This window comes from Paenibacillus sp. FSL R7-0128 (assembly GCF_038002245.1).
GTDB classification, from domain to species: domain Bacteria; phylum Bacillota; class Bacilli; order Paenibacillales; family Paenibacillaceae; genus Paenibacillus_AQ; species Paenibacillus_AQ silagei.
The window spans coordinates 3656608-3671769 of sequence record NZ_JBBOCD010000001.1; the positions used below are offsets into that span (position 1 = coordinate 3656608).

Annotated in this window: 10 protein-coding genes; all 10 read left to right on the forward strand. The window is 51.8% G+C overall.

Annotation, left to right across the window (positions count from 1 at the left end):
• Positions 1–125 precede the first annotated feature (125 nt).
• The 10 genes from NST26_RS15160 (at position 126) to NST26_RS15205 (ending at position 15063) form a co-directional block, all read left to right on the forward strand.
• Positions 126–608 (forward strand): GNAT family N-acetyltransferase, encoded by a 483-nt coding sequence (locus NST26_RS15160; protein ID WP_340953119.1) that lies wholly within the window; start codon positions 126–128, stop codon positions 606–608.
• On the forward strand, positions 609–2735 hold the full coding sequence (locus tag NST26_RS15165) for a CdiA C-terminal domain-containing protein (protein WP_340953116.1): 2127 nt from the start codon (positions 609–611) through the stop codon (positions 2733–2735). It begins immediately after the preceding gene.
• A gap of 16 nt (positions 2736–2751) precedes the next feature.
• Positions 2752–3186, forward strand: a complete 435-nt coding sequence (locus NST26_RS15170; RefSeq protein WP_340953113.1) for a hypothetical protein — start codon at positions 2752–2754, stop codon at positions 3184–3186.
• A gap of 330 nt (positions 3187–3516) precedes the next feature.
• Positions 3517–7437, forward strand: a complete 3921-nt coding sequence (locus NST26_RS15175) for a galactose-binding domain-containing protein (protein WP_340953111.1) — start codon at positions 3517–3519, stop codon at positions 7435–7437.
• Positions 7438–7599: 162 nt separating this feature from the next.
• Positions 7600–9189: a peptide ABC transporter substrate-binding protein gene (locus tag NST26_RS15180; RefSeq protein ID WP_340953107.1), complete on the forward strand. Its 1590-nt coding sequence runs from the start codon at positions 7600–7602 to the stop codon at positions 9187–9189.
• A gap of 231 nt (positions 9190–9420) precedes the next feature.
• The gene (locus NST26_RS15185) at positions 9421–10191 is read left to right on the forward strand and encodes a flavodoxin family protein (RefSeq protein WP_340953104.1); all 771 of its coding nucleotides are present in this window, start codon (positions 9421–9423) and stop codon (positions 10189–10191) included.
• A 46-nt stretch (positions 10192–10237) separates the two neighbouring features.
• On the forward strand, positions 10238–10660 hold the full coding sequence (locus tag NST26_RS15190) for an FMN-binding protein (protein ID WP_339256605.1): 423 nt from the start codon (positions 10238–10240) through the stop codon (positions 10658–10660).
• 74 nt (positions 10661–10734) lie between these two features.
• On the forward strand, positions 10735–11574 hold the full coding sequence (locus tag NST26_RS15195) for an RCC1 domain-containing protein (RefSeq protein WP_340953100.1): 840 nt from the start codon (positions 10735–10737) through the stop codon (positions 11572–11574).
• A gap of 119 nt (positions 11575–11693) precedes the next feature.
• Positions 11694–14354 carry a sensor histidine kinase KdpD gene (locus NST26_RS15200; protein ID WP_340953097.1) on the forward strand — a complete coding sequence of 887 codons (2661 nt, stop codon included), beginning with the start codon at positions 11694–11696 and terminating at the stop codon, positions 14352–14354.
• Positions 14347–15063 (forward strand): response regulator, encoded by a 717-nt coding sequence (locus tag NST26_RS15205; protein WP_036728515.1) that lies wholly within the window; start codon positions 14347–14349, stop codon positions 15061–15063. The genes NST26_RS15200 and NST26_RS15205 overlap by 8 nt, the downstream gene beginning before the upstream one ends.
• Positions 15064–15162 lie beyond the last annotated feature (99 nt).

Below are 15162 nucleotides of genomic sequence, written 5' to 3' on the forward strand. Positions count from 1 at the left end.
AAACCGGAGAGGGTGGCCTAGCTATTGCGAGTGAATGACAGCAATCAGCAGCAAATGATATGATAGGTTCACTATACATCGAAGCAGGAAACGAAACAGATAGAGGTTAAGAGGAGGACAACGATATGATTACCATCCGTCCCATTGAGCGCAGGGATAATACAGCCATTGAGGGGATTATCCGGGAATGCCTGATTGAATTCGGCGGCAACCGCGAAGGCTTGGCTTGGGCAGATGATAGCCTGCAAGACTTATATACCTATTATAATAGCGCGGCAAACCGGGCTTACTGGATTATTGAAGTGGACGGGCAGGTGCTGGGCGGCTGCGGGATTGCGGCATTTGACGAAGCGCAGCAGATCTGTGAATTGCAGAAAATGTACCTGTCCGCAGCCATCCGCGGCCAAGGCGTTGCAGCAAAGCTGCTGGATACGGCGCTTGCCTTCGCTAAGCAGTATTACCGCAAGTGTTACCTGGAGACGCTGCTGACGATGCAGGCCGCTGGCCGTTTCTATGTCAAGCACGGATTCGGCCAGATGGATGGCCCGCTCGCCGGTTCCGAGCATTATGCGTGTGATGCTTGGTATATTCGAGAGTTATATATCTGATTGCTGTGGAAATATGGACACTATGAAGAATTCACTTCGGAATCCATTCTGGAGAAGGAAGCAGGGATCATAGTGTCTTCCACGAAGCTAGTATTTAACGAAGATGAAGTCAGGCGCCTGCAGTCGAAGATTGGCCAGGTGAGTCAGGACACCAACCGGTTATATCTTCAATTGAAGGGCCAGTCCAGTAGCTGGGGCGGCATTCCCATGGGCGACCATCTGGTCAGGGCCCAGGTCCTGATTAATGAATTAACCGTAGAAGCGGAGAAATTAGAGGATATCATCCGGGTGGCCCTAAGAGGCGTATCGGAGCTGCAGGAAGAGAATAAGCGGCAGGCGGACAAGCTGACAGGCAAATTTAATCTGTTGCTCGCGGCTTTCGGCAGCTTGGGGCTGCAACCAGCCGCCGGACGGGTCTCCATCCCCGAATTTGTGCAGCGAAGTGCGACGAATCTCATCACTTCGATTGCCGCTCTATCGGGAAAAGATGAACTCAGCAGGGACCCGGTAGTGCAGCAGCTCAGGAATGTCATTCAGACCTCCGGCCTCTTGACCGTAGAAAGTATCGCTGCACAAAGTAAGCTGAACGATATCTTCGCGGCGCGGAATGAGATCGCCAAGGCACAGATGGCCTTCAAAGTGTATCAGGCGTTCGGAAATCAGGTACAGATGGAGGCTGTCCACGCTCAGGCCGAAGAGGCCCGGCAGAAGCTGGCTTCTCTAGGCGTAGCCAAGATCTACTATGAAGCCGGTAAGGATCTGAGCGCCTATTATAAGCAACCGGCGATCACCGCCTGTGAGTATGATCCGTCGATTACGGCGGGCAAGGTTCCGTTACTACATAACGAAGAATATTTACTGCTCCTGCGGCTGGCGATGGAGAAAACCGCCGCCGGAGCATATGCGCGGAGCCAGCTTGTGGCGAAGCGGCAGGAAATTCAGATCGCAGCGGCTCTTAAGGAGGTTCAAGAGCAGATCGAAGCAGAGCGGCGGTTGAACGGGCCGCCGCTCATGCTGCCGGACGGCACGCCAATTACCGCAGACAACAAGGAAAATGAGACCACCTGGGACTTTTATCAGGCCAAAGTCTATGTGCCGAATGAATATCTCACCCCCATGTACACCAGTTATCTGGGGTGGCTGGATAACACGTACGGCCTCACGAAATGGGAGAGCAAGGTACGTCAGTCGGGAGATGTAGTGCTGGCTTTTACCGAAGGATTGGTGAAAGAGGTCGTCATGGGCGTGGCGGATACGGCAACCTTTGCCTTCAAGCTAGTTGTGGACCCGGTTAAAACCACCACAGAAATGAAGCAGCAGGCGCAATATCTGATTGACCATCCCGAAGTGCTGGTGAAAGCGGCGAAGATGGCGTATCATCAGTTTGACGAGGGCACCCCGGAAGAGAAGGCGAAGATGCTGGGTGCGGTCGCTTCGATTCTGGTTCCTGGACTCCAGGTCACCAAAGCAGGCAAAGCGGGGAAAGTCCTAGGCGAGGTAGAAGACGCCGTCAGCCAAGCGGCGAAGGATGCCCTGCAAGGGATTAAGCAAAAGCTCCCGGATCTGGGACGTGCAGTGCAAACGCCGGAAGGATTTGTTTTCAAGATAGGAGAGATCCCCGATACGCCAGCCTTGCCGAAGACGCCGGTGCAGCAGCGGTTTATGGATGGGTTGGAGGGGAAGGGGAACTTTGACCTGACAGAACCTACACGTTCTCCGGGAGGAAAACCTAAGGGCAAATATGAAAAGCCTGACCCTAACGAACCGAATCCAATTACTTTCCAGAATCAAGCGGCAGATTTATTAGCAAACAAAGGCTATGAGATTGAAATGTTGCCCAACACAAAGGGGGGAAATGGGTATGGAATTAAACAAACCTCTAACCCTGACTTCCTTATTAATGGTAATGCTTTTGATTGTTATTCTCCAGAGACGCTTAAGGTTAGGAATATTTGGGCGACCGTAGAAAAAAAGACCGAAGAGCAAGCGAGTCGAATTGTTATGAATTTAGACGGATATAAGGGTTCGTTGGATGAACTTTATGAACAGTTCAAGAATTATGAAATTCCTACATTGGATGAATTAATTATTATTAAGGATGGACAGATAACGAGATTAAAACCTTAGAAAAGGAGAGAAAATCATGTTTTGTAATTTTTATTTCGGAGGGTTTTCTAATTTCAGTGAATTAAAGAATTCAATAACAAGACTGTTTCAAGATGTTGATATAATAGAAACTGATGATACTCTCACAGTTTCTAGCGATGGCTTTACACTTTCCATCAAGGAGGGTGGGCATGGCACAATGTTTGCAAGTGAGGATTATGATATTACATTAAAATTTAGTTGCTATATTGATATTTTAGTTTCCCATACGAATTGGGCATATGATCTAATGGTCTTCATTGGGAAATTCCTTAACCAAATGGATGGAGACTGCATTCTTGAATTAAATGATAAGTCAATACTATTGCGAAAGAATAATGTAATAACTGTCGATGATAAGAAGTTGAACGGAACGGTTCACTTTCCTTTTTTTGCGATGGGCTTGAGTTATCAGATTGGAGATATAGCTTAGGAAGTGTACTTGAATCTGCGATGTAATATCCGTATAAAGATGCATGCAATCCCTATAAATTAAGCAGGTCACTAATGGTTAGATACCACCATAAGTGACCTGTTTTTGTTGTCTTAATTCTAGTCCATCCTGCTCAATGATCAGTTTCATAGAATCACCTATCTTTTCCGTAGAAATAGCTCTTAAAGAGTGCTCTGCATTAAACCTATAATGAGTGTGTATTGCAGCGAGGGGAGGGCGGGAAAGGGATCTCAATAGTTGTAATCGCTATCATTAGAGGGCTGTGAATATCACTGTGTGTCGTTCCACATCAGATTAAGGAGGAATAGAATGCGCAACAAGTCTGTTACATGGTCGCTTGTAATTACGCTGCTCATCTCAACGCTATTCATGGCGGCTGGACCGCTTACCCGTTCGTCGGCAGCGGGCGGACCGAATCTGGTACTTAACAAAACCATTACCGCCAGCGGGCAATCCCAGAATTATACGCCGGATAACGTTAAGGACAGTAACCAGAATACGTATTGGGAGAGCGCAAATGATGCTTTTCCCCAGTGGATTCAGGTCGATCTGGGTACGCTCATCAGTATAGACCAGCTTGTGCTGAAGCTTCCGGCGAGCTGGGAGACCCGGACGCAGACGCTGGCTGTTCAGGGAAGTATGAACGGCTCTGCCTTCACGGATATCGTTGCTTCGGCCGCATATGTCTTCAACCCTGCGGTAGCGAACAACAGTGTCACGGTGAACTTCAATGCTGCCAGCACACGTTATGTCCGTCTGCTGTTCAGTGCGAATACGGCATGGCCTGCGGGCCAGTTGTCCGAGCTTGAAATCTACGGTACCAGCACCCCAACCTCTGCCCCTACAGCCAGCCCTACTGCATCACCGGTTCCAGCGGGCACCTATGAAGCAGAGGCTGCTGCATTATCCGGCGGAGCGCAAGTGAACACGGACCATGCCGGATACTCCGGCACAGGCTTTGTTGACAACTATCTGGCCCAAGGTCCGGCTACCACTTTCTCGGTCAATGTACCTGCGGCGGGTACACGGAACGTTACACTGAAGTATGCCAATGCAAGCGGAAGCGACAAAACGATCAGTATCTACGTGAACGGAGTTAAGCAGCGCCAGACCACCTTGCCTAACCTGGCGAACTGGGACACCTGGAGTACGAAGGCTGAAGCACTCCCGCTGAATGCTGGCAGTAACAGCATTGCTTACAAATACGATGCAGGGGATACGGGCAATGTCAATTTGGATCTAATTACGGTAGCGGCTGCAATCATCGCCACGCCCGCACCTTCACCTACAGCAGCTCCAACAACTGCCCCTACACCAACGCCGGTAGCTACCCCGGCCCCTACAGCTACGGTGGCACCAACTTCCGCACCAACACCAGCACCGACAGCAACACCGGTGCCTACACCAACGGTGTCCCCTGGAGGGAACATCGCCATTGGTAAGGCGATCAGTGCATCCTCCAACACACAGAATTTCCTTGCCGGTAATGCCAACGACAACAACACAGCTACTTACTGGGAAGGCAGCGGGAATCCAAGCGCCCTTACGCTTGACCTTGGAGCCAATCATTCGATCACTTCGATTGTGCTGAAGCTGAATCCGGCGACCGAGTGGGGAACACGAACCCAGAATATACAAGTCCTGGGGCACAATCAGAATACAACCACCTTCAGTAGCCTCGTTTCAGCTCAGACCTATACCTTCAATCCGGCTTCGGGCAACACGGTGACAATTCCCGTGACGGCAACCGTTAAGCGGCTTCAGCTTGCTATCGCCGCCAATTCCGGTGCACCAGCCGGACAAATTGCTGAATTCCAGGTATTCGGCACACCGGCAGCGAACCCGGATCTGACGATCACCGGCATGAGCTGGACTCCTGCTTCTCCGGTGGAGACAGGCAGTGTAACTCTGAATGCAACGGTAAAAAACATTGGCAATGCCGCAGCGGCAGCCACCACTGTCAATTTCTACTTGAACAACGAGCTGGCGGGTTCGGCACCCGTTGCGGCTTTGGCTGCAGGGGCTTCAGCTACAGTCTCCTTGAATGCTGGAACGCTAACAGCCGGAACTTATCCGCTTAGTGCCAAGGTAGATGAAGCGGGCCAGATTATTGAGCAGAACGAAAGCAACAACAGCTATACGAATTCTTCGCTGCTGGTAATTGCTCCAGTCTCCAGCTCCGACCTTGTCGGGACGACTTCCTGGTCACCGGGGACACCGGCTGCGGGAAACAATGTGTCTTTCACAGTTAATGTCAAGAATCAGGGCAATGTTGCCTCCGCAGGCGGCGCCCATGGCATCACAGTAGCCCTGAAGAACGCCGCAGGCTCGACAGTGCAGACCTTCACGGGCTCATACAGCGGCGTGATTACTGCCGGGTCTTCTGTCAATGTGTCGCTTCCCGGCACATGGAGTGCAGTGAACGGCAATTACACCGTCACTACGACCATTGCAGCAGATGCTAATGAGGAAACAACGAAGCAGGCCAACAACGTGAACACTGTGAATCTGGTTGTATATGCTTTGCGCGGCGCAAGTGTTCCGTACAGCCGATATGATACACAGGATGCGACCCGCGGAGGAGCTGCGGTGGTGAAGTCCGCTCCCAATTTCGATCAGACGCTGATTGCCTCCGAAGCTTCTGGACAGAGTTATGTGGCCTTACCGTCTAACGGTGCATATGCACAGTGGACAGTGAGAGCGGGGCAAGGCGGTGCCGGAGTCACCATGAGATTCACGATGCCGGATTCGGCAGACGGAATGGGTCTTACCGGTGCGCTTGACGTATATGTGAATGGAACCAAGGCCAAGACCATTCCGCTCACCTCCTATTATGCCTGGCAATACTTTTCTGGAGATCAGCCGGGTGATGCGCCAAGTGCTGGACGTCCGCTATTCCGGTTCGATGAAGTTCACTGGAAGATGGACACCCCTCTGCAGCCCGGAGACACCATCCGTATCCAGAAGAACAACGGAGACAGCCTTGAATACGGGGTGGATTTCCTGGAGATTGAACCTGTACCGGCAGCCATCGCCCGTCCGGCCAACTCGGTATCGGTCACCGATTACGGCGCAGTGGCAGGAGACGGGCAGGATGATCTGGCCGCCTTCAACAGTGCGGTTACAGCCGCCGTCTCCAGCGGGAAATCACTCTACATTCCAGCTGGAACTTTTAATCTGAGCAGCATGTGGGTCATTGGCTCGGTCAGCAACATGATCAACAACATTACAATTACAGGCGCAGGCTATTGGCACACCAATCTGCAATTTACGAATCCCAATGCGGCTGGCGGGGGCATCTCCTTCCGCGTCCAGGGCAAGCTGGATTTCAGCAATTTGTATATGAACTCGAATCTGCGGTCCCGCTACAACCAGAATGCCATCTACAAAGGCCTGATGGATAACTTCGGCAACAATTCGGTCATCCATGACGTATGGATTGAGCATTTTGAATGCGGTATGTGGGTGGGGGATTATGCGCGGACACCGGCGATTTTTGCGAACAATCTGCTTGTAGAGAACAGCCGCATCCGCAACAATCTGGCAGACGGCATCAACTTCTCCCAGGGGACCAGCAATTCTACTGTCCGCAATACCAATGTGCGCAATAACGGGGACGACGGACTGGCTGTCTGGCCGAGCAATACGTTCGGGGCGCCGGATGGGGTGAATAACACCTTTTCGTATAATACAATTGAGAATAACTGGCGTGCCGGCGCTATCGGCATCTTCGGGGGCAGCGGTCACAAGGCGGATCATAACTACATTATCGACACGGTGGGCGGCTCCGGTATCCGGCTGAATACGACCTTCCCGGGGGCGCATTTCAACAGCAATACGGGGATGATTTTCTCGGATACGACGATTATTAACAGCGGCACCAGCCGTGACTTGTATGACGGGGAACGCGGCGCAATTGATCTCGAAGCTTCAAGTGACCCGATCAAGAACGTTACCTTCACCAACATCGACATCATCAACACCCAGCGCGATGCGATCCAATTCGGATACGGCGGGGGCTTCTCAGGTATCGTATTTAACAACATTAACATTAACGGCACCGGTCTCGATGGAGTAACCACTTCACGATTCTCCGGTGCCCATAAGGGAGCGGCAATCTACACGTATACTGGCAACGGCTCGGCGACCTTCAACAACCTGACGACCAGCAATATTGCGTATCCAAGCTTGTATTTTATTCAGAGCGGGTTTGGGCTGTTGATCCAGTAGCCAAGAGATTGACAGGGGAGGGGCCTAAGTGGCTCCTCTTTTTGTGTAATCTTTTCATAGTAATTTCATATTTGCTTTCGATCTTTTGCGACAGCATTACAGCATCTCTGCATGTTATTCTATTCATTAAGTACATAATGACTTTACAAAGGGGAAACGTTGATGAAAAGGTTGCTTTATATCATTTTGGCAGTAGGTTTAATGATGAGTGTAACGCTCACGGGAGGGGCAGGTACTTCATCTGCTGCACAAGCTAATAAGGTATTGCGTATCGGTCTGGGAAGTCTTCCTGATCAGCTTGATCCGGCAGCAGCTGCGGATGACAGCACAGTGACGGTTCTCAAAGGGTTATTTGAAGGACTGGTCCGGTTGAATGCGTCTGGTCAGGCCGTTCCGGCAATAGCAAAATCATGGACCCTCTCCAAGGATGGCAGAACGTATACCTTTGCGCTTCGCGGGGATGCGAAATGGAGCAACGGGCAGCAGGTGCTGGCCTCGGACTTCGAGTATGCGTGGAAGCGGGCGCTGGCTCCGGAAGCCAAGAATGTCTACGCTTTTAATATGTACATGATTAATAATGCGCAGAACTACAACGAGGGACTTCTGAAGGATACCTCCAAAATCGGCGTAAAGGCGTTGAATAACACCACACTCCAGGTCACATTAAAGGAGAAAACCTCCTATTTCATCCAACTGCTCGCAGAGAGTATCTATTTTCCGGTGTACGCTAAGACTGCGAAGGCTGACAACCAATGGGCAACAGACCTTAAGTCTATGGTAACCAATGGTCCCTTCAAGCTCAAGACATGGAAGAGTAATGAGATTTCTATAGTTAAAAATCCTGCTTATTATGCGGCCCAAGAAATTAAGCTGCCGGAGGTACGTCTGCTGCTGCCTGAGAATCCGACAGTCGCTTATATGAACAAGGAGGTTGACTGGGTTGGAGGCGGAGGGGTGGAATCAGTGGATTATACATCCTTAGATAGCGCATCTTACCGCGACCTGCATGAAGGGCCGTATGCTTCCACCTATTTTTATCAATTCAATCTGACTAAGCCGCCGTTTGACAATCTGAAGATCCGCCAGGCATTGGCGATGGCGATTGAACGTGAAGCCTTGCGTTACGGCAATCCGGCGTTTGGATTTGTGCCGCCAAGTATTCATGGGACCCAGTTGAATTTCCGCACAGAGATGTCGGACAAGATGTACTTTCATGAGGATGTGGCGGCGGCCAAGCAATTACTGAAGGAAGGCATGAGAGAAGCGGGACTCACCAAGTTCCCCAGCTTCACTATTATCGTGAATGAATATATCAATCATGACGTTATAGCAAGTAAAGTGATCAAGGACTGGCAAAAGAACTTAGGCATTGAAGCGAGTGTAGAAATCCAAAGCTTCGAGGAACTGCTGGATAATCGTATACATCAGAACTATGCTATAGCAAGAGCGGGATGGAGCGCTGATTTCAATGATCCGGCCTCGATGCTGGAGCTGTTCAGTTCACAGAATGTCTCCAATGATACAGGGTGGAGCAATACAGCGTATGACCGTTATATGCAGCAAGCCCGGCAGGCGGCCGACCCCGGCACGCGTATGCAGATCTATGCCACGGCCGAACAGCTGCTCATGGATCATATGGCAGTTATTCCGCTGTTTTACACTGTGACTGATTATTTGAGTCATCCTAATATCAAAAATGTATATGTTGACTATGACGGGTCCATAGCTTTCACAAGAGGCTCGTGGCGGTGAAAAGCGTTTAGAATACAAGGATCAGGAGGCCATGAGCAGATTGCTGCTTGTGGCTTCTTTCTTTTGGCCCGGAAGCTCTTCACCAATCGTTCAAAATCAAGCCGTGTCCGTACAGACAACAGCGCATATCTATGTTAATATACGTTATGAATGAATATAAAATTATTCATTCATAATCTGGGCAGGTATCAAGAGAACCACTATTTTGTATTCTATTCTGGAGGGACAATCATGAAGAAGGTCATCGCAATCATCGGCAATCAGCAGAAGAACAATACGTACAGAGCGGTCCGTGAGTTTGAAGCACAGCTCCGAACTTACGGAGAGATTGAGTTTGAGTACATTTTCCTCAAGGACTATAGGCTGGAGTTCTGCCGGGGCTGCAAAACCTGTTTCAGTAAGGGCGAAGAATATTGTCCGCTCAAAGATGACCGGGATGTGCTGATCGAGAAGCTGGAGAGCGCGGACGGTGTGATTATGGCGACTCCCAATTACGCCTTCCATGTCTCGGCATCGATGAAGAATCTGCTGGACCGGCTGGCGTATGTGTTCCATCGGCCGCAGTTCTTCGGCAAGACGTATACGTCGGTCGTCAATCAGGGGATTCACGGCGGGAATGCGATTGTCAAATATCTTAGCAGCATGGGAGAGAATCTGGGTTTCCAGGTTACCAAAGGGTGTGTGCTTAGTACGATGGAGCCAGTTACCCCGGCAGCCGCGCAGAAGAATGCAGTGAGAATCCGCAAGTCTGCGGCCCGCTTCTACAAAGGACTGATGCGTCCGGCACCGCCGGCTCCCACATTGTTCCGCTTGCTGATGTTCCGGCTGTCCCGGACCAGTATTCAGCATATGCTGGATGAGCGGTCGAAGGATTACCGGCATTACCAGGCTAACGGCTGGTTTGAAGCGGCGTATTATTATCCGGTCTCTCTGGGTCCTGTCAAAAGTTTGGCCGGACATCTGTTTGACAGAATCGGTAAAAGAATGGCTAAACGCGCTTAACAATGAATGAACTTAAAAATATTCATTCACGATAAGGAGGGTCAACATGAAAAAGAAGTGGAAACGCAACCTGCTGCTGTTGTGCCTAACCGTGATTCTCGTGGGACTAATCGGCTCAGGCGCGGCATTGCTGTATACAGAGAAAGAGCGCCGTGAAGCGCGGAATGTAGAGATTGATCAAGTGAACTTCAACAAGCTGCATGCAGGTGAGTATACAGGTGAATATGCTGGCGGAATGTATAAATGGAGGGCGAATAAGGTGCTGGTTACCGTCACAGCGCACAAAGTTACAGCGATCCAGCTCCTGGAGCATGCGGAGAATCAGCCTGCGGCGTCGGCAGATGAATTGTTCGGCAGAGTGATCCAGGCTCAATCGCTTCAGGTAGACAGCATCAGCGGTGCCACGCTTACAAGTAAAGCCTATCTCAAGGCCATAGAGAATGCCCTTCACAAGAGCGTTGAAATGTAACAAATATTTTGCAATACTAGCAATACCATTATGAGATCCTTACACGAAAAAGAAACTAAAGGAGCAACATCCATATGCATACTGACTCATTATCCGCCATCGCGGCGGGATACCGCCATTCTGTTCTGCTCTTGCCGGACGGAACCGCGCGGGCTTGCGGCGAAAATACATACGGGCAATGCGAGGTAAGCGGCTGGCGTAATATAATTGCGGTTGCAGCGGGCAATGCTCATACAGGGAATTCGCATACAGTAGGGCTAAGATCGGATGGAACAGTGATCGCTGCAGGCTGGAATAAGCATAATCAATGCAACGTGGACGATTGGCACGATATCGTTGCGGTTACGGCAGGCTGGCGGCGTACGGTCGGGCTGAAGACAGACGGAACGGTGGTTGCGGCGGGAAGAAACAACGAGGGTCAATGTGAAGTCAGTGGCTGGTCGGATATCGTTGCGGTTACCGCAGGAGACTGGCACACAGTTGGACTCAAGGCCGATGGTACGGCTATTACGGCGGGGAACAACCGCTATGGGCAGCGGAATGTGAATGGCTGGCAGGAGCTGAAGATGATCTCAGCGGGTTATCTTCATACGGCCGGACTTAGAGTAGACGGTACAGCAGTAGCTACAGGTCTGAACAAGCGCGGACAGGGTGAAGTAGGCGGTTGGCGCAAGATTAAGGCCATCACGGCTGGCAGTCATCATACGGTAGGTCTTCAATGGGATGGTACGGTGACGGCTACAGGCTGGAATGATTACGGACAATGCGAGGTAAGCGGCTGGACGGATATCGTTGCCATAGCGGCAGGCTGCACCCACACGCTCGGTCTACAGAAGGATGGCTCAGTGGTTACGGCGGGGAGTAATGCGTATGGGCAATGTGATACAGCGCTGCAGCATGGTCGATCATCTTAATGCAATCTTAATGCCACAGCCGAATCCGTAATACTATGCTCATTATGCACATGCTATACTAACGCTACAGTGTACAATGGCTAGCCTATAGTTGGGCTTAGAAGGAAGGAAACCTTCAGATGATAGGGGAAAATACAGCGAAGAAGCGGCGCGGAAGGCTGAGGATATTCTTCGGTTATGTACCGCGAGCAGGGAAGACCCGGGCGATGCTGGAGGCTGCCCATGTGGAGCAGAAGAACGGCCAACAGGTGCTGGCGGGCTACATTGAAGCCCATGACAGAGCAGATATAGCGGAGCTTATTAACGGACTGGAGCTGTTGCCGCCGCTGGACATTCCTGTAAACGGGACCACCCGGCGGGAATTCGATCTGGACCAGGCGATCCGCAGGAGGCCGGACTTGATTTTACTGGATGATCTGGCCCACATCAATGCTCCGGGTGTACGCCACAAGCGGCGGGTTCAGGATATGGAGGAGCTACTGCGCGCGGGAATAGATGTCTACACTACGGTTAGTATAGAACAGCTGGAAAGTATGACCGATGTTGTAACATCCACGACCGGAATGGCTGAGCCAGCGCGTATTCCCGACAGTGTGTTCGAGCGTGCGGACCAGGTCGAGTTCATTGATATCAGTCCGGACATTTGGCTGAAGCGTCTGCATGAGGGGCGAATCTTTTCCACGGGGCAGCTCCGGCAGGAGGCCGGTGATCTGTACACTCCCCAGAAGCTGATCGCTTTGCGGGAATTGGCTCAACGGTACAGGGCGGATCAATTCAAACGTTATGAGGGCAGGTTAGGGGAACGGGCAGTGGAAGCCAACTTGTACAGCAGAGAACATATCCTGGTCTGCCTGTCGTCGGCAATATCCAACAAGAAGGTCATCCGCACAGCGGCGAGAATGGCCGAAGATTTACAGGGGGAATTCACTGCTCTCTACGTGGAGACCTCTCGAACGAAAGAGTTAACGGCAAGGAACAAGTCGGAGCTGCGGGAGAATCTGCGGCTGGCCGAACAGCTTAATGCGCAGGTTGCCACTGTCTACGGGGAGGATGTGCCGGCACAGATCGCCGAATATGCCAAAACCAGCCGGGTCTCCAAAATCATCCTGGGCCGGTCGCAGAATCGCAGCCGCTGGTCCGTCGGTTCGGGTTTCGTAGACAAACTGACGGCTGCTGCTCCGAATATCGACATCTATATCATCCCGGATCAAGAGTCTGCCTTGCAATCCAAAATTCCGCAATATGCCAGACCTCCGCTTCTCACCCTGGCTGATACGGGCAAAACTCTGGGGATTCTGCTGGTCTGCACGATCATAGGGTTATGGTTCAAGGTTCTCGGCTTCAGTGAAGCGAACATTATCACTGTCTATATTCTGGGTGTTCTGCTCGATGCGATGGTTACAAAAGGACGGCTGTACAGCGCGGCGACGTCGATTTTGAGCGTGCTGGTCTTTAACTATTTTTTCACCGAGCCTTATTTCTCGCTTCAGGCCTATGACTCGGGGTATCCGGTGACCTTCCTCGTCATGCTGGCCGCCTCGTTCATCACCAGTACGTTGACGTTGCGGGTGAAAGAGCAGGCCAGAGAATCGGCGCAAAAAGCCTACCGCACCGAGGTGCTCCTGGAGACCAGCCGGAAGCTGCAGCAGGCCAAAGACACGCCCGCCATTCTGAGCGAGACCGCGCTGCAAATGCTCAAGCTGCTGGACCGGAGCATCATCATCTATGAGGTTGTGGGCGATGGGCTCTCGGAGCCGCTGCTGTACAACAAGGATGGAAGTACGATGGACGCTCAAAAGGCTAAGCTGGAAGCGGAACGCGAGGTAGCGGAATGGGTGCTGCGGAACAATAAACGGGCCGGAGCGTCTACCGATACCTTCTCGGCGGCCCAATGTCTGTATCATGCGGTGCGAAGCGGCGATACAGTGTTTGCAGTAGCAGGAATTGTGATGCAGCAGGAAGAACCGCTGGAGGTGTTCGAATCAAGTCTGATGATCGCCATGCTTGGTGAATGCGCCCTCGCGCTGGAGAAAGACAAGCTGAACGAGCTGCAAAAAGAAAGCTCCCTGCAAATCCGGCAGGAGCAGCTGCGCGCCAATCTGCTGCGCGGCATCTCGCATGATCTGCGTACGCCGCTTACCAGTATTTCCGGTAACGCGGGCATCCTGATCGGCAACTCGGCGGTGCTGAGCGAGGAGCAGAAGCAGGAACTGTACAGCGATATCTATGACGATTCGATCTGGCTGATCAATCTGGTGGAGAATCTGCTGTCGATTACGCGGATTGATAATGGTGCGCTTCACTTGAATTTTCAGGCGGAGCTGCTGGAGGAAGTGATTGCGGAAGCGCTGCTGCATGTGAACCGCAACAAGGAGGATCATGTGATCCGGGTGGTGCTCGAAGACGAGCTGCTGATGGCCCGGATGGATTCACGGCTGATCATTCAGGTGATCATCAACCTGGTGGATAATGCGATTAAGTACAGCGGGTCGGGTTCACATATTACCCTATCTGCCAGACAGGAGAAGGGGCTAGTAGTGGTCGAGGTCGCTGACGATGGGCCGGGAATATCCCCGGAAGCGAAGGCCAAGGTGTTCGAGATGTTCTATACAGCGGACAACGTGCGGGGAGACGGCAGGCGAGGTCTGGGCCTGGGCCTTGCGCTCTGCAAATCAATTATTCATGCCCATGGCGGGCATATTGAAGTACAAGATCATGCACCGCAGGGAACGGTCTTCCGCTTCACCCTGCTGGCAGAGGAGGTGAATGTCCATGAATAAACCCATGATTCTGGTCGTCGAAGACGACAAGCCGATCCGCAAGCTGATTACCACAACTCTGGAGACTCAGGGCTATAAATACCATACCGCAGAGACGGGGGAGGCATCCATCCTGGAGGCCGTATCCAGTCAGCCGGATCTGATGATCCTGGACCTCGGTCTGCCCGATATGGACGGTGTGGATATTATCCGGAAGATCCGGGCATGGTCGAACCTTCCGATCATCGTGGTCAGTGCCCGCAGCGAGGACCGCGACAAGATCGAAGCGCTGGATGCCGGAGCCGATGATTATTTGACCAAGCCCTTCAGCGTGGAGGAGCTGCTCGCCCGGCTGCGGGTCAGTCTGCGGCGAATCCGGGGGGACAGCGAGAAGCTGATGAAGGATTCGGCCTTTTTTGCGAACGGAAATCTGCGGATTGACTATGCCGCGGGCTGTGTCTGGCTGGACAATGATGAGATCCACCTGACGCCGATTGAGTATAAGCTGCTGTGTCTGCTGGCGAAGAATGTCGGCAAGGTCCTGACCCATAATTATATCCTGCATGAAATCTGGGGCAGTCCTACGTATGATATTCCGGCGCTCCGTGTGTTCATGGCTACGCTCCGCAAGAAGATTGAGCGCAGCCCTTCCCAGCCCAAGGTGATCCAGACCCATATCGGTGTGGGCTACCGGATGCTGCAGGCGGGAGACGACAGCCGAGTGATTTGAACTGGCTTACGGAAGCCGTATAGCGTGTTTCATAGTGTTCCTAACCATGCCTTTGCAGGCATGGTTTTTTTGCCGTTCCGGCGGTATTTTAACGTAATC